Annotated in this window: 16 protein-coding genes; 11 read left to right on the top strand and 5 right to left on the bottom strand. The window is 66.0% G+C overall.

From position 1 onward, the window contains the following. Nucleotides 1-161: 161 nt before the first annotated feature. Both LWC34_RS05460 and LWC34_RS05455 read left to right on the top strand, forming a co-directional pair. Entirely contained in the window at nucleotides 162-335 is a 174-nt protein-coding gene (locus LWC34_RS05460; protein ID WP_233723304.1) for a hypothetical protein, read from the top strand. A 23-nt stretch (nucleotides 336-358) separates the two neighbouring features. Beyond that, nucleotides 359-1,015: an SDR family NAD(P)-dependent oxidoreductase gene (locus LWC34_RS05455; RefSeq protein ID WP_233723303.1), complete on the top strand. Its 657-nt coding sequence runs from the start codon at nucleotides 359-361 to the stop codon at nucleotides 1,013-1,015. Between the two features lie 24 nt (nucleotides 1,016-1,039). Here the strand turns inward: LWC34_RS05455 and LWC34_RS05450 are convergent, their stop codons facing one another. Then, nucleotides 1,040-1,402 (bottom strand): cupin domain-containing protein, encoded by a 363-nt coding sequence (locus LWC34_RS05450; protein ID WP_233723302.1) that lies wholly within the window; start codon nucleotides 1,400-1,402, stop codon nucleotides 1,040-1,042. Between the two features lie 244 nt (nucleotides 1,403-1,646). On the opposite strand from LWC34_RS05450, the gene LWC34_RS05445 reads away from it, so the two are divergent. Next, nucleotides 1,647-2,879: an IS110 family RNA-guided transposase gene (locus LWC34_RS05445; protein ID WP_233723301.1), complete on the top strand. Its 1,233-nt coding sequence runs from the start codon at nucleotides 1,647-1,649 to the stop codon at nucleotides 2,877-2,879. 180 nt (nucleotides 2,880-3,059) lie between these two features. On the opposite strand, the gene LWC34_RS05440 is transcribed toward LWC34_RS05445, so the two are convergent. After that, nucleotides 3,060-3,950 (bottom strand): IS982 family transposase, encoded by an 891-nt coding sequence (locus LWC34_RS05440; RefSeq protein ID WP_233723300.1) that lies wholly within the window; start codon nucleotides 3,948-3,950, stop codon nucleotides 3,060-3,062. A 204-nt stretch (nucleotides 3,951-4,154) separates the two neighbouring features. Between LWC34_RS05440 and LWC34_RS05435 the strand changes: the two genes are divergently transcribed. The 6 genes from LWC34_RS05435 to LWC34_RS05410 all read left to right on the top strand — a co-directional run bounded on the left by LWC34_RS05435 (nucleotide 4,155) and on the right by LWC34_RS05410 (nucleotide 9,470). After that, nucleotides 4,155-5,093, top strand: coding sequence for a hypothetical protein (locus LWC34_RS05435; RefSeq protein ID WP_233723299.1), 939 nt, complete (start codon nucleotides 4,155-4,157; stop codon nucleotides 5,091-5,093). Continuing rightward, nucleotides 5,077-5,499: an SRPBCC family protein gene (locus LWC34_RS05430; RefSeq protein ID WP_233723298.1), complete on the top strand. Its 423-nt coding sequence runs from the start codon at nucleotides 5,077-5,079 to the stop codon at nucleotides 5,497-5,499. The genes LWC34_RS05435 and LWC34_RS05430 overlap by 17 nt, the downstream gene beginning before the upstream one ends. Beyond that, entirely contained in the window at nucleotides 5,496-6,899 is a 1,404-nt protein-coding gene (gene pdxR / locus LWC34_RS05425; protein WP_233723297.1) for a MocR-like pyridoxine biosynthesis transcription factor PdxR, read from the top strand. Before LWC34_RS05430 ends, pdxR begins: the two co-directional genes overlap by 4 nt. Before the next feature lie 581 nt (nucleotides 6,900-7,480). Then, on the top strand, nucleotides 7,481-8,401 hold the full coding sequence (locus tag LWC34_RS05420) for an NADP-dependent oxidoreductase (protein WP_233723296.1): 921 nt from the start codon (nucleotides 7,481-7,483) through the stop codon (nucleotides 8,399-8,401). Between the two features lie 347 nt (nucleotides 8,402-8,748). Continuing rightward, nucleotides 8,749-9,042: an SDR family oxidoreductase gene (locus LWC34_RS05415; RefSeq protein ID WP_233723295.1), complete on the top strand. Its 294-nt coding sequence runs from the start codon at nucleotides 8,749-8,751 to the stop codon at nucleotides 9,040-9,042. Between the two features lie 92 nt (nucleotides 9,043-9,134). Then, nucleotides 9,135-9,470 carry a hypothetical protein gene (locus LWC34_RS05410; protein WP_233723294.1) on the top strand — a complete coding sequence of 112 codons (336 nt, stop codon included), beginning with the start codon at nucleotides 9,135-9,137 and terminating at the stop codon, nucleotides 9,468-9,470. Here LWC34_RS05410 and LWC34_RS05405 read toward each other — a convergent pair. Continuing rightward, the gene (locus LWC34_RS05405) at nucleotides 9,449-9,838 is read right to left on the bottom strand and encodes a hypothetical protein (RefSeq protein WP_233723293.1); all 390 of its coding nucleotides are present in this window, start codon (nucleotides 9,836-9,838) and stop codon (nucleotides 9,449-9,451) included. The two genes, LWC34_RS05410 and LWC34_RS05405, sit on opposite strands and share 22 nt — an antisense overlap. A gap of 280 nt (nucleotides 9,839-10,118) precedes the next feature. On the opposite strand from LWC34_RS05405, the gene LWC34_RS05400 reads away from it, so the two are divergent. Then, on the top strand, nucleotides 10,119-10,298 hold the full coding sequence (locus tag LWC34_RS05400; protein ID WP_233723292.1) for a hypothetical protein: 180 nt from the start codon (nucleotides 10,119-10,121) through the stop codon (nucleotides 10,296-10,298). 241 nt (nucleotides 10,299-10,539) lie between these two features. Here LWC34_RS05400 and LWC34_RS05395 read toward each other — a convergent pair whose 3' ends face one another. Together LWC34_RS05395 and LWC34_RS05390 are read right to left on the bottom strand one after the other, a co-directional pair. Further along, nucleotides 10,540-12,099 carry an alpha/beta fold hydrolase gene (locus LWC34_RS05395; protein ID WP_233723291.1) on the bottom strand — a complete coding sequence of 520 codons (1,560 nt, stop codon included), beginning with the start codon at nucleotides 12,097-12,099 and terminating at the stop codon, nucleotides 10,540-10,542. 881 nt (nucleotides 12,100-12,980) lie between these two features. Then, nucleotides 12,981-14,828, bottom strand: coding sequence for a peroxidase family protein (locus tag LWC34_RS05390; protein ID WP_233723290.1), 1,848 nt, complete (start codon nucleotides 14,826-14,828; stop codon nucleotides 12,981-12,983). A 297-nt stretch (nucleotides 14,829-15,125) separates the two neighbouring features. Here LWC34_RS05390 and LWC34_RS05385 point away from each other — a divergent pair, with 297 nt between their 5' ends. After that, on the top strand, nucleotides 15,126-15,662 hold the full coding sequence (locus LWC34_RS05385; protein WP_233723289.1) for a hypothetical protein: 537 nt from the start codon (nucleotides 15,126-15,128) through the stop codon (nucleotides 15,660-15,662). Nucleotides 15,663-15,812 lie beyond the last annotated feature (150 nt).

The following is a 15,812-nucleotide window of genomic DNA, read 5'->3' as shown; positions in this document are numbered from 1 at the left end:
CCTTTGTGTCAGTCGCTCGACTGACACAAAGGCCTCAGGGGCCGTCCTGGCCGGGATGACGTAGATGCCTTGCCCGTCGAATGACCAGTGCGATGGCTGATGCCCAGCCCACGACGTTCCAGCGAGGGTTTCGACAGTCCAGACAACCGGAAGGAACCACCGTGTCCATTCCAGAAGGTCCGCGATTGGCCAGCGTCACGGCGCCCCTGCTGTACCTCGTCGGCGAGCGGCAGACCGTCCCCCTGGCGCCGTCCGACGACATCGCCGAGGTCGTCGTCGGCCCGGCCCACTGGTTCTACGACCACCTCCTTCCCCCGGACGGCGAAGCCGCGTGAGCTCTTCGAGACCTGGAGCAACCATGTCCAAGACGATCGTCATCACTGGCGCGTCGAGCGGGCTCGGCGCGTCGACGGCCCGCGCGCTGGCCGACGCGGGCCACACCGTGTACGCGGGAATGTGCGGCACCACAGCCGCCATGCGGGCATACGCGACCGAACATGGCGTCAACCTGTGCCCCATCGAACTGGACGTGTCGGACCAGGCGTCGGTGGACGACGCGATCGCGCACGTGGTGGCCACGTCCGGCGGGATCGACGCCGTCGTCCACAACGCCGGCCATGTGGGTCCCACAGCTGAACAGTCCGCGTCCGTCCACCGCGCGGTTCTGCCGCATTTGCGGGCCCAGCGGGACGGTCTCGTCGTGTGGGTGGGGTCGACCCGTGGCCGGACCTCGCCGTACCTCGCGCCGTACGTCGTTGGGAAGGCCGCGGAGTCCCTCGCGGTCGGCTACGCCGCCGAGCTCACCGGGTTCGACGTAGACACCACGATCCTCGTGGCGGCCTCGTTCACCCGCCGCACCAGCCCTGCCGACATGCACGCCGGATTGATGGAGCAGGTCAGGACCGAGCTGGCACCGCCGGACGCGCCCCCCGGCCGAGGTTGCCCGCTGGATCGCGCGCGTCGTCGACCTCGCGGAGGTCGCCGACCTGCTAACCGCGAGCGGGAGCGGTTGTGACCGCCCGCTCCCAGCTCGGTGCGACTACGAGCGTTCGGCGTAGTGGGTCGCACCCCACCAGTCCACGACGACGACGTCCTCGTCGCCGACCACCCATGCGTCGTGTCCCTCGGGCAGGCTCGTGAACTGGCCGGGGGTAGCGTCGAACTCGGTGCCGTCGGCCATCCGTATCCGCAGCGTGCCCGACACGTGGTACTGGAAATGCGGCGCCTGGCAGAGGTCAGTGCCCGCGATCGGCTTGACGTGCGCGGACCAGCGCCAGCCCGGTCTGAGAGTCAGCCTGCCGATCTCCCGAACGTCGTCGAAGCGCAGCAGTTCCATGCGCCCATAGTCGAAATCGCGGACCTCGTCGGGCTTGTCGAAGTCGCGGTGGTCGAACGTGGTCATCGCGCACCTTCCCATGCCTGCACGCCGACTTGGCGGCTGATGCGTCCTTACCTTCTTCCTGTGTCGATCGGGGCTGGTCGTAGGGTTCCGACGACCCAGGGGTGCTGGGTATGGCTTCCATGCGTCCGCCGTGGATGGCCCAGGGGATTGGCCGCCCAGCACCCCACGACGACCCGACCGCTAATTGGGATGCGCGAACAAATCGCTGTGTAAGGACACGACGGCGTGGTCGTTTGCTGGGACCATGAACCTGACGAACAGGAAGGTGACGCTCGTGCCCGGAGTATGGGCAGGCATCGATGCCGGCAAGACCCATCACCACTGCGTGGTGATCGACGCCGCCGGCAAGCGGCTGTTGTCGCGGCGGGTGGCCAACGACGAGGCTCCGCTGCTGGAGTTGGTCGGCGAGGTCACCGCGCTGGCAGACGAGTTGGATGGAGAGCTGACCTGGGCGGTCGATCTCAACTCCGGCGGGGCGGCGTTGCTGATCGCCTTGCTGGTCAACCACGACCAGCGGTTGCTTTACATCCCCGGGCGCACCGTCCACTACGCGGCCGGCATGTACCGCGGAGACGGCAAAACCGACGCCAAGGACGCCGCCGTGATCGCCGACCAGGCCCGGATGCGCCACGATCTGCACGTCGTGCACACCGGCGACCCGGTCAGCGTCGAACTGCGGATCCTGACCAGCCGCCGGGCCGATCTGGTCGCCGACCGCACCCGCACCATCAACCGGCTGCGCGCGCAACTGCTGGACTACTTCCCGGCCCTGGAACGCGCCTTCGACTACAGCACCTCCAAAGCCGCCCTGGTGCTGCTGACCGCCTACCAAACCCCTGCGGCATTGCGACGAATCGGTGCCAACCGCTTGGAAACCTGGCTGCGCAACCGAAAAGTCCGCAACCCCAGCACCGTCGCCCAGACCGCGCTGAACGCCGCCAACGCGCAACACACCACCATCACCGGACAAGACCTGGCCGCCGCGATGGTCGCGCGGCTGGCGAAGGGGGTGATGACTCTCGACGAGGAGATCAGCGAGATCGACACCTTGATCGAGAGCCGGTTTCGCCAGCACAAACACGCCGACGTGATCCTCAGCCTGCCCGGCTTCGGCATCCAGCTCGCCGCCGAGTTCCTCGCCTACACCGGCGGCGACATGACCGCTTTCGGCAGTCCCAACCGGCTGGCCGGCGTCGCCGGACTCGCACCAGTACCCCGCGATTCCGGCCGGGTCAACGGCAACCTGCACCGCCCCCGCCGCTACAGCAGACGCCTGCTGCGCGTGTTCTACCTTTCCGCCATGGTCAGCATCCGCTGTTGCCCCGCCTCGCGGACCTACTACGACCGCAAACGAGCCGAAGGCAAACGACACACCCAGGCCGTCCTCGCCCTGGCACGCCGCCGGCTGAACGTCTTGTGGGCACTGCTGCGCGACGGCACCACCTACCAAGCAACCCCCGCCGCAACGGCAGCGTGACCCCCTCACCACCGCAGCTCCCAACTACTTGACAACTTCATTGGGAATCCCCCTGCCAAGTCGAGCACCACGGCGCACAGCACCCGGGTGCCGTCGGGATAGCGGCAAGACTCCATGTACGCGACGTGGTCGCCGGTAACCACGACACGGTCTAGATGACTGATTCCGTGAAATTGGTGTTCAGTGATCGAACGCGATCAGTGACCGCTTGCTGGTCACGCCGGTTTCCCAGTTCTGCCAGATCCCGGCGGCCATGGCCAATAGCCGCTGGGCGACGCGGGTGAACACCCCGGCTGGAGTGCGGGCGCCGTGGTGCTCCAGGTCGAGCTGGCCTTTGAGGGTTTGGTTGACCGATTCGATCCACTGGCGCACGTGGCCGAGGTTGCCGTGGCGGTAGGTCTCGTCGCGGCGGTCCGGGCGCAGCAGTCGCAGGCCCAGCGCCGCGGTCAACTCGTGGAAGTGCTTGCCGGCGAAGCCTTTGTCGGCCAGCAGGATCTGCCCGGAACGGATGAGGTGGTGGTTGCGCTCCAGCAATGCGGCGAGTACCTCGCGCTCGCCGAGCTTCGGGTTGGCCAGGCACCACATGATCGGCATCCCGTCGCCCGCGCAGACCAGGTAGAGTTTCAGGCCCCAGTAGAACCGGGAATGCGCGGCGCAGTAGCCGTAGCCGGCGTGCCCGGCCAGGTCCGAGCGTTTCACCGTCTCGCGCGACATGCCGCACGGAACGGGGGTGGCGTCGGCGATCCACACATCGTCGAACCAGGACGGGCAACACGCAGCCAGGACAAGAACCGCCTTGCACAGCAACGGATGGACGTTCTTGAGCCGCTTGTGGTAGCCGGACTGCTCCGGCAGGTACGGGAACATGACCTGCCACTCGGCGCTGGAGCGGATATGCCGGATCCAGCGCCGCTCGCTGGGGTACCGCAGCAGCACCTGAGCCACGGCCAGGGTGATCAGCTCGCTGTCGGACAGCAACGGCCGACGGCCGCGTCCGGCGCGGGGTGGTACCACGTGATCGTCGATGAGCACGTAGAGTGCGGTCAGGAGGGTGTTCAGTTCTTTCGTCACACATTGATCTTGAACACCCTCCTCTCATGTCCGCGCCCCGGCCTCACTTCACGTGATCTTCACGGAATCAGTCATCTAGGGCGGTGGCTGCGCGGTGGGCTGTGCATCCCGCGCGAGTGCCGCCGCTCCTACGCCGCCGCGCTGGACGTGCTCGATAGCGACCCCGACGCCGACCCGCCCGCGCGGATCGAGGCGCTCGCCGGCATGGCATGGGCGGAGGCTGTGGCCGGCGGCGCGGCCGCCGCGGAGGAACTGCTGGTAGCGGTCGATGCACTCACCCAGCGCAAGCCGGTCGGGGATCTGCTGGCGCACGACATCAGCGTCGCCCGCGCGCACACCCTGCTGCGGGCGGGCCGGTTCGCCGACAGCTACGCGCCACTGATCGCCGCCGCCGCGGCTGCCAACCGGGCTGGGCGGCCCGACCTGGCCTTTCCAAGCCTGCTCAACGCCGCGTCGGCCGCCGCCTGCCTCGGCGCGTTCGACCGCGCCCTTGACTTCATCGACCGCGGCGTGCCGCTCGCGGCACCTAACGGACTGCTGCGCCTAGGTGTCTACGCGCATTCGGCGCAGGTGTCCGTGTTGTGCCGACTGGGCCGGGTCGGTGAGGCCGCCGCGAGCTGCGACCAGGAGGCCGTGTTGGCGGAGCGGCTGAGCCTGACCGATCTGGTAGGTCTCGTCCACCACGACCGGGCCACCATTGCCCGCGCCACCGGCGACTGGGAGCGCGCCGCCGGCGAGCGCGCCGCCGTGATCGGCATGAACGCCCCGGTCGGTCGCGCACTGGCCCGCCTGTACCGCGCCGACGCACTGGCACGCGCGGGCAGGACGGCTGACGCGGAGGCCGAACTGCGCGCGGTCACGCAGGAACCGGTGTCGCCCGCTGACTTCCCTGACACGCTTGTCGCCCGCATGTCAGCAGTCCAGGGCCTGATCGCGGCCCGCCGGAACGATCCCGAACTGGCCAGGCGACGGCTGAGCGAGGCAGTACGCGGGTGGCAGCGACGCGCCGGGCACACAGGCCAGGGCTATGTCGCCGCGCTGATCGACCTGGGCCGCCCGCCGCTGACCGCGCTGGTGGAGCCCGACCGCGAGCTGGCCGCCGTCACCGCCGACCTGAGGAGCATCGATGCCGACGTTCGCTGAGACCGCACACAGCGCCGCGCCACCGGAAGAGGTGTGGAAGCTGCTGTACGACCCGAGCCGCTTCCCGGAGTGGTGGGCCGGGGTCGGCACGGTCGAACCGTCTACTCAGGACGGTGAGTCCTACACCATGTACCCGGACGGCTACCCGGATTTTCCGATGCCACAACTGCTGCGCGGCGATCGGCGACAGGGCAACGTCACGATCTCCTGCCTGGTGTCGGACCTGGTGTTCGAGTGGCGGCTGCGCGTGGTCGACGGCGGCACGGCGATCGACGTACACGTCGAGATCCCCGACGCCGAAACCCATCGTCTGGACACCCAGCGGGACGTGATCCACCGGTCGGTACGCGCTCTCGCCGCCCTCGCTGCCAAGGAATGCGCGGGTCCGTATCGTTCTTCGACGTGACTGATCAAGAGGCCCGGACGTCAGGCCTTGACCTGCACATTGGCCACATCGGCCGGAATGTCCGCGCCAGCCTCATGGACGCGTTCCGTGAGGCGATCCGCACCGGCCGGTTGGCGCCGGGGACACGTTTGCCATCGAGCCGCGTGCTGGCCACCGACCTCGGGCTGGGCCGCAACACCGTGGTCCGCGTCTACTCGGAGCTGATCAACGAAGGATGGCTCACCGGGCTTCACGGTTCCGGCACTGAAGTGTCGCAGCGTGCGGCCGAGCTCGTCGGCGAACGAGCACGCCCCCGGAAGCCAGCGGCACGCCCACAGCCGGTGCACGATCTACGGCCCGGGCATCCGGACCTGTCGTCCTTCCCGCGCGACGAGTGGATTCGCGCGGTGAAGCGGACGGTCAGCATCGCGCCGTCCGATGCCTTCGGGTACACCGATCCGCACGGCAGGAGTGAACTGCGTGATGTCATCGCCCGCTATCTCGCTCGGGCCCGCGGACTGCGCGCACGGGCCGACAACGTCATCGTGTGCAGCGGGGCTGCGGAAGGCTTGCGGCTCGTCGCCGCCGCGCTCGCGGGGGCAGGAGTCACGAAAGTAGCCGTCGAGGAGTTCGGCCTGCACACCCAGCGCGATGCGTTGCTGAACGCTGGGATCGAAGCCGTCCCGATCCCGGTTGACGCTGACGGTGCCGACGTATCGGTGCTGGACCACGCGCCGCACCCGGGAGCGGTTTTGCTCACGCCGTCACACCAGTTCCCGATGGGCGGAGCGCTTCGCTCCGACCGGCGGGCAGCGGTCGTCGACTGGGCTCGTCGGCGGGGCGCGCTGATCATCGAGGACGACTACGACGGCGAGTTTCGTTACGACCGGTCTCCCGTGGGCGCGTTGCAGGGGCTGGATCACGACCACGTGATCTACCTGGGCACCGCGAGCAAGTCCCTGGCGCCCGGACTGCGCCTCGGCTGGCTCGTCGTTCCGGACCACGTGGTCGGCACGATCGCCGCGCAGAAAGGAGAAACGGAGGAGACCGTCGGGTTCGTCAACCAATTGGCGATGACGGAATTCATCGAGTCGGGAGCGTACGACCGGCACATCCGCGCGATGCGCGTGCAATATCACCGACGACGTCGTCAGCTGGTCGAGACGATCAGCCGCCACCTGCCCACCGCGCACGTGACCGGGATGTCTGCCGGACTGCATGTCCTTCTCGAACAACCCGGTCGAACGGGCGCCGAACTCGTGCGCCGAGCTGCCCGCCAACAGCTGGCGATCGAGCCCCTCGACCGGTTCCGGCACCCTGGATCCACATCGGACCGCGACGGCGCGGTCATCGGATTCTCCGCGCCTTCTCCCAGCGCCTGGTCAGGCGCGCTGGACGCGTTGGTGCGCACTCTCCGGTGAACGCCCGGCCGATTGGCAATGCCACTGACTTAAGCATTCTGGCTGGTCGCAACCGGCGCAGGGTCGATTGCCGGTGGCGTTGATGTCCATCATGGACGATTGATCGTCACATCAATCTCACTTGCCCCGCGCGTTACTCCTGTTGCCCGGGTTGGTGCCGTGAAGGTCACCTTCGCGGCGTCCAACGCGCCAAAGGTTCCCCTCACGGACCATGGCGAGCCTGCATGAAGGCCACTGTGGACAGTCCCGTCCATCGGTGGCGCGGGTACGCCGTGCTCGCGGGCCGGGCCACTCGCGTCCCGCACCTCTCAAGATCAACCTCGCACCCCACGCCCGCAGGCCACCTCTGAAGTGCGAGAACTCTCTTAAACCAGTGGCATTGGGCCGATTGGTTCCCGATCCCGGATGCCAAGTGGACCCAGATTCCGAGCCGAAACCGGGTTAGCGTGTGGGCCATGTTGGCTGCCGGAAACACGAAGGTCACCGACCTGGCAGGCGAAGCGTGATCGTCTCGCGCGACCACCTCCGGCACCCCAGCGCCCGCAAGCACTCGAGCTGACCCCACATCGCAAGGACTCGACATGAAAGCCATCACCGTCAAAGACCAGGCGGCCGGTCTCGGTGGTTTGACCCTGACCGACCACCCCTACCCGCACGCGGCGGAGAACGACGTCATCGTGCGGGTGTGCGCGGCCGGCTTCACCCCCGGCGAACTGGACTGGCCGGGAACCTGGACAAACCGCGCCGGCCGCGATCGGACTCCCAGCGTGCCCGGTCACGAGGTGTCCGGCGTCGTGGCGGAACTCGGATACGGCACCACCGGACTCACGGTCGGACAGCGGGTGTTCGGGCTCGTCGACTGGACCCGGGACGGATCGCTCGCCGAATTCACCGCCGTCGAGGCCCGCAACCTCGCACCGCTCCCGGCAGATGTCGACCACACCGTCGGCGCCGCCCTGCCGATCTCCGGCCTGACCGCGTGGCAGGCACTGTTCGACCACGCCCAGCTCAAGCCCGGACAGACCGTCCTGATCCACGGCGCAGCGGGCGGCGTGGGATCGATCGCGGTGCAACTCGCATACCAAGCGGGCGCAAGGGTCATCGGCACCGGCCGCGCCGGAAATCGCGACACCGCACTCGATCTGGGCGCCCACGCCTTCGTCGACCTGGAAACCGAGCGCCTTGAGGATATCGGCGAAGTCGACGCGGTCCTAGACGTGTTCGGAGGAGAGATTCTGCAACGCTCAGCCGGGGTGGTCCGCGCAGGCGGCACCCTGGTCACCATCAGCGAACCCACAGAGGCCAGGCCACGCGACGGCCGCACGATCTTTTTCGTCGTCGAAGCGGACCGAGTTCGGCTGGCCGAGCTGGCGAAGCTCGTCCGCGAGGGAAGTCTGCGCGTTCTGGTCGGATCGCTGTACCCGCTTGCCGACGCACCGGCAGCGTTCAATTCGGGACGCCGTGGCGGTGGAAAACCGGTCATCGTGGTCAATGAGAACTGACACAGCCGCGTGGTCAGCCCGGCTGTCCGTCGTGTGCGACGGTGAAACGCCGCTTGCCTGCTCGGCCTGTCAATCCTGATTCAGGCCACAGTGGACAGTTGAAGCATGATCGTGCTGGGCTGATCTCGTCCGTAGCCTGCCAGCCGCTGATGCGCATCCGATCCCGCCTTGTCTCGCTCGGCCGCGACTGTGCCCTGGCCTGCCGCTTGAGGTCATGACCTGCGGCCCGCCGACTTTCCTCGTGGGCGGGCCGAAAGACCTCCCGTTCGGTGTCAATAGCGGTCAGAAAGTGACCTAGGTTGTTTCTACCTTGGGTTGACCAGCACACAAGGCGAGGAGTAGGGGCTATGACGATCTTGGTAACCGGCGCGACGGGACTGGTCGGCAGGCACGTCGTGGGCCAGCTCGTGCAGGCGGGCGAGTCGGTGCGGGCGCTGACCCGCGACCAGGCGAAGGCCAGGTTGCCTGAGGGCGTCGAGGTCTGCCAAGGTGACCTCCTGGATCCCGCGTCGGCCGTACCCGCGCTAGAAGGGGTGCGGAAACTTTTCCTTTCCCGCAGCCGGAAACCGCCGCCGAGGTCGTCGACCTCGCGAAGCAGGCGGGCGCGCGGCGCATCGTCGTGCTGTCCGCCGCTGCCGTGACCTCGGCTTCGACGTCGACTACCACGTCCGCGTCGAGCGCGCGGTCGAGGAATCCGGGCTCGAGTGGACCCACGTGCGGCCCGGGGGGGTTCATGACGAACATGCTGCAGATCTGGGGCCCGATGATCAAGGAGTCACGGACCGTGCGCGGCCAGGTGCAGGCGATCGCGGACGCGCTCGGCGAAGAGGTGCGCTACGAGGAGGTCACGCGCGAGGACGCCCATGACATCCTCAAAGCGATGGGCGGTTTCGCCGCCGAGAGCGCCGACCTACCGCTCGGCTTCGTCGACTACGACGGCGGCGAAGGCTCCGGCGACGAGGGCTACTCCGACCTCATGAAGCCGCTGCCCGATTTCGGCCTTGCGACAGGGAAAACCGGCCGCACATATGCCGTGTGGGCGCGTGATCACGTTGAGGACTTCCGCTGACATCCGCCTTCGCCGTGTTGAGCGCAGTGACCTGAGACCTCTCGGACGACCCTGGCGGTGACGGCGCCAAGCTTGTCGGGGTTGGCGACGTTGTGGATGGCGGCGATGCGGCCGGTGGCGTCGAGATCGAGGGCGAGCGTGGCGATTACGCGCCGGGCATCAGCGAACACGATGCCCACGCCGCCGTTGAGCTCGCCAGTGAACCCTTTGTCGCACTGCCGGAATCGGCTGGTGCGCAGCGCGAATTCTGGCTCGGTAACATCGAACGCCGGGTCGCCGCCGAAGTGCGGACCGCCGAGGAAGCATTCGAAGCTGTCGCCTCCGGCCTCGGAATCACGCTGTTGGCGGCGGGCAATGCCGAGAGCCAAAACGCACGGACATCGCGTCGCGCCCGGTCCACAGTTTGCCGCCAGCCGAACTGGCGGTGGTGTGGCGGATCGGCGACAAGCGCACGGAGATCCGCACCTTTGTCGCCGCTTGCGAGCAATGCCTGTGTGCGCAACCGGAAACTGAGCGGGTGCGGACTACGCCGTCAGGACCCTGGAATACATAATCCTGTGAGTGCCGAAAACCACATCCACAGACACTGACATGCGACTTCTACACCACTGGGTATCGCCAGTAGCGCACGCACCAGGATGCGTCGTCGTGCCGCGACTCCCCTACCCCGCCCCTACCGGCGTAATCGCGCTGATCCGGCTGCTGCCGACAAGCAACACTGACAAGGACACCAATGTCCCGGCCCTGCGCCGTCAACAGGCCATCGCCTACGCCTTCCTAGCCGTGAGCGCTGCCAGATCCGCGCCGCCTCGACCGTTGAAGGCCTGAGCTCGTTGACACTCAACGAGCTCAGGCGCCCCTACATCAGACTCGTGGTCGAACCAGCCCGTACCGTCGTAGACACCGAGGCCTGGTCCAGATGGCGGCGACAACACCAATTATCGAGCCCAACAAGCCCACTACCAGCGACAATCCGACCAAGAACTCACCGGTCACGCGTGGTAGACAGTGAGCACAGTGGCCTCGGCGGGCAGATTGATGGTATTGGACACTGCGGTGGAAGCGTAAATCAGTCGCGGATCAGCAGGCGGCTGGCACCCGCCGAGGCGGACGTTTTCGCCGCAATAGTGGGGTTCGGTGCGGGCAGCGGGTCACACTGCAGGTCCGACTGGCGGCCGTCCTTGCGTGCGGGGAGTTTGCCGGTCGCCAGGTAGTCGGCGATGGCGTTGTCCGTGCACGCGACACCCCTGAGCGAAGTGGAGTGCGAGCTGCCGCCGACGCCCTCGATCAATGCCGAGTTCGGGTACAGGCTGCGCACTTCGAGGCCGCTGTCCACAGGCGTTCCCGCGTCGTAGGTCTCGGTGATCAGCAGCAGGCTCTGCACCTTGCGGCCGTCGATCTTCACCGGCGTGCCCGCGTCGCCGCTCCAGTTCAGGCACGGCGCGTTGAACCAGGCGTTGCCCCAGGTGCTGAAGGGCGCGCGGTAGTGCGTGGACCAGTTGTCGATCTGCCACTTGACCCAGCTCTTCGGCCATTTCACGTCGGTGCACATGGTGGCGAGGTAGATGGCGTAAAAGTTGTCCGCGCCGGGGCTTTGACCGTTAGCGACCTCGGACAACGCCTTTGCGGGCGCGAGATCTCCATTGTGGACGGCCGCGGCCAAGGCCGACGCGACGTCCGCCCAGCGGGTAACGCGGTAGCCGGCCTGCATAAAGGCGTCGGTCCACTCGGCCGCGCCGATCACGCTCGGCTTCTTGGTCACCTCGGCCAGCTTGGCGTAATAGGCCTTCTCCACCTCCGCGCCGGTCTTGCCCAGCTGGTAGACCGCCTCGTTCTTCGCGACCCAGTCGAAGAAGATCTTGATGCTCCTGTTGAACCCGATGTCCTGGTCGAGGTTCCCGTCGTACCAGACGCCACGCGGGTCGATCGCGCTGTCGAAGACCATCCGGCGCACCCGGTCAGGAAACAGCGTGCTGTACACCTGGCCGAGGTAGGTGCCGTAGGAGAAGCCGTAGTAGTTGATCTTCTCCTGGCCCAGTGCTTTGCGGATGCTCTCCATGTCGTTGGCGGTGTCGGTCGTCTTGAGGTGGTTGAGCAACTCGCCGTTCTTGGCGGTGCATGCGTTGGCGTAGTCCTTGGCGCGCTTGAGCCATGCCTGTTCGATTCCGCGGTTGTCTGGCACGTAGGCTGGCCGGACGGGCGCGAAGTAGGTGCTGTCACAGGACACCTGCGGCTCGCTCGATCCGACACCGCGCGGGTCGAAGCCGATCCAGTCGTACGCGTCGCCGACGCCGTTCGGGACGCGCGGTGCCAAAAGCGGCATGGTGAGCCCTGAGGCACCCGGTCCGCCCGGGTTGACCAGCAGCGATCCCTGGTACTGACCGTCCGGCACCTTGTGCTTAAGCCGCGAGACAGCGATCTTGATCTTCTTGCCGTCCGGCTTCGCGTAGTCGAGCGGCACCTCCAGCAGGCCACACAGGGCGCCGATTCCCTGCAGCCGAGCGTCGGCGCACTGACCCCATGAGATCGGTTTCGGCTGAAAACCTGGCGATTTCGGGGCGGCGTTCACCACGCTCGCGCCGGACAGCGCCAGACCGGCGGCGACAACCGTCACCACGATTCTTTTCACGGCCACAGTCCCTCTCATTTTCCTAATGATCACTCAGTGCCCGGGATTCTGCACTGTGCCGATTAATTTGTGAACCACCCGAAAGTTCGTACCCAAGCACCTGGAGCAGCCCCACCCCATGAACGACGACGCGTAGTCGCAACCGCCCGCAGGCGCGGCGCGAGAAACGTTCAGTGCGAAATGCCTGGTAAACGGCTTCCCATCAAGGCTCAGAGCAACCACGCTGTGACACTCTGACCATTGACCGCGATCCGGATAAGCTCACGTTACGCTTGCGGAATGGCCAGAAATCGCCCAATAGGCGGACAGTGACGGAATATCGCATTGTCGGTATTTTCGTCCATTCAATTCGGCTTCGCGCCGGTAACAGCAGCACGAAATTCCCGGATCACGGCCAAACAGAACCGCGCGCGTCACCGCCGACGAACCGAACTTTGTCGTGCACGTTATCCAGCACTGTGTCGAGCGCACTGCCGATGTCTTCGTCGAATGGCAGAGTCAGCTGAAGGGAGTCGGCGTTGTCAAGGTTGGCCCCGACTGGCCTCCAGCTATCCATCCATGCGTCGGACGATCGCTGGACATCGGGCCTGTGCCACGCAGTGGAGCTATTCGCTCTTTGACCTCGAAGTCATTCGTACGGAATGACCGACTACCTAGTGCTTGTCTCGTAAGGTTGCCGCGTTTATCCGGCGGAGCCGGTCTCCGCTGGCCAGGATCAATCCGAGGTGGTCCGAGTGACCCCGAATGAGGCATTCCCTGGCGGGAGGGCCGCCTCCCGCGTCGTCCGGCGCCGGTCACGCCCGCGACTGTTCGCGAGGGCCGAGTTAGGCGCGTTGAACGCCGTCAAGGTGGCCTTCACGGCATCAACATTGGTCAACGATTTAAGACGAGCCACTCGTCAGGAAGACGTTCGACGTGAGCTGCGAGCGTCGGATCCCGGTGTTCGCGGCGATCACGTCGCCGAGTGAGCGGCGGTAGTCAATGCCGAACTTCGCGCGGATCATCGCAAGCGCCGGATCGTTGAGGTAGAAGAACCGGTCGCCGTCGCGCAACGCGCCGAACTGGCGTTGCCAGATGGCCAGCTGCAGTTCGCCGAACTCGGTGCCCGGCACCAACGGCTCGGAGATCATGCCGACGAAAGCATCCACTGTGGACACGTCACCGTAGATCGCCTTGAGGCGCGCGGCTGTCGTGGTGCGCCGCTGGCCTGCGACCGCGGACGTCTTGGCCTCGGGACTGGTCAGCGGGATGGGTTTGCCGTTGATGTCACGCAGGCTCAGGAAGTCGAGGCTGTTGGGATCGTCGATCTCCTTGCCAGGGGTGAGCAACGGGTCGGTGGGGAACGCTTCGGTCGCCTCGCCCGTGATGGAACGGAAGTCCGGCTTCGCAGGCAGTCCGACGGCCCGACGCAGGTCGTTGTAGCTGGGCAGACCATGGTCGCGACCGCGTTGAATGTCGATCGACGTGATGTCGAAGATCACGGTGGTTGGGCCAAGCGAGATCGGCAGGCTGCGGAGCAGGTTGTCGATCATCTCGTCGTTGCGGCGCTGCACGGGTTTGTTGAGCCCCACTAGAATGGGGCCGAGGTCCAGTTGCTCGACGAGGTCCGGGTTGAACATGACCAGCGACGGCGGAACGCCGAGCCTGATCCGAGTGCCTTGCCGAGCCACGGTCACACCTTGTGCGCGCCACGCGTTCAGCTGGGCTTCGGAGTACTTGCCCGCTTCGGCTTCGACCGTGAAGTCACTGGGCACCATGCTGTGGATTCGGTAGGCGGCCGTGGCGAATTCCGTCGCCAGACTCGGGTTGACCGCTGGGTTGTAGCCGCGATACCCCGGGAGCCGGATACCCAGCGTCGGCAGGAACTCGTTGTACGTGATGTACTGCTGGGTCGCGATCACGACCCGCCTGGCGATCTGGAACTTCTCCTCCTCGGACAGCCCTTTCGGCAGCAGGTCAACGATTCTGTTGTGCTCCCTGGCAAACAGCGTCTGCACGGCGAGCAGGCCGGTGTTCTCGTTCGCCCGGAAGTCACCCGCGACGGCGAGGCGGTCCAATCCTTCCACGGTCGTGTTGTCCATCACCGGCGCGGAATCGGGGTCACCGCGGAAGGTGCGTCGCGGGAGAAACCCATTTGACAGCAATAGTTTGGCCGAGTTGTTGGCCATGTTGCCGTCGACCGGACCTTCGCGCATCCATTCCAGACGCCGGTTGTCGTCGCCATAGACGGCATAGGCGTCGATGTACGAGTTGAGCGTGTTGATCTGTTCTCGCGGAGTCGTCTCACCGCCGGTGTACCGGCTGCGCGCGAAGGGAATTGATGGTGCGTCCGAATGGAAGGACTCCATCGGGTCGGCGTTGTCGAACGTGATGCCCTCGCGTTTATCCGAGTCGGCTCGAAGTGCGAAGGTGTGGTCGACGAACTGCCCCCACGCGACGATCCACTGGCTGGTGTGCCTGCTGGAGAACAGCGGCTGCCCAGTGTCGTTGAAGATCCGGTTGCTGATGTACCGAGGGGCTGGTCCGGTCACTTCGGCGCCTATGCCGTCGGCGTAGCGGGCCGGTGCGAGACGGCTATACGGCGTACCGGCTTTGCCCCAGTCGGGATGAACAAGGTTGTTCCCGCTGCCATCCAGGCTTTGTATCTCCATCAGCGGTGGCCGGGCGTGAACTGAACTCGGCGTGACCAAGCCGATCACCGCAAGCAGAGCCATGATCCGCGTGATCATCAAAACGTCCCTCCGGTTGTGAGGGCTTCAGCATAGTGCGCGCACCACGAAGGTTGTGACCAACCTTGGTCATAGACAAGCCGACGGTTCGCACCCTCTCGGGTTTGTCACGACTTCGCCGACTAGTGTTCGAACTCACTACCAGCACTGTTCGTCAAGTGCGATGTAGACGAACGGAGAATGTAGCCAGTCCGTGATGCGTGGCCACTGGCACACTCTTGCCACGCGGCCTATGGATTCGCAGCAAGACCTCGAAAACCCGACGCCTGAGTGCACCGGGTCACGGACAATCCTCGGGTGTCCTACTTCGATATCCAGGGCCACCAGCCTCAATGGCTCAACGGCTTGTCGGCGATTGCCGTCGCGCATGGCCCGCGGCTTCATTCAATGGTCGGCCGCCACCTGAGCCACGCCTGGCTGCTCTGGGACCTTGACGCCGACGAGTGGATCGCCGACGGCCCAGTCCTGCTGGACTTCGACCACGAGCAGGTCGAGATCAACCATCAGAAGTTCGACGACCTGTCCATCACTTGGAATACCGTCGACCCAGAGGGACAGCCGGCCTGGACCTACGGCGACTGGGGTCATCCCGACGACCGCGCCTCACAGCTCGCTTGGCGGCACGATGCCCAAGCGGAGTTGGCCGCTCTGCAAGGCCAACGACTCCAGGCGGTCGACCTGCTCGAATACGTCGGTGGGGACATGGCCGACGGCATGGTCGCCGTTAGCTTCGCATTCGCTGACGGACAAGTGACCATCTCCAACGGTCTCGACGAAAACAGCCTGGAGTTCAGCGACCCCGACTCCAGGTACCTTCACTGGTCGAAAATGTGACCATCCGGGTTTGACCTCGGCGATCGCGATGTGAGCGAGTACGCACTTCGGACGCCGACGCCTCCCTTCACTGAGCGCAGCCCGCCTCGCGGTCGAGGAACGCGGCACGGACGATGGTGCCGGGAATCGTGGGAGGGCCCCAACAAGCCG

Origin of the sequence: Kibdelosporangium philippinense (assembly GCF_021390435.2) — a bacterium.
In the GTDB taxonomy this organism is placed as follows: Bacteria; Actinomycetota; Actinomycetes; order Mycobacteriales; family Pseudonocardiaceae; genus Kibdelosporangium; species Kibdelosporangium philippinense.
This window is presented reverse-complemented; position numbering and strand designations above follow the sequence as displayed.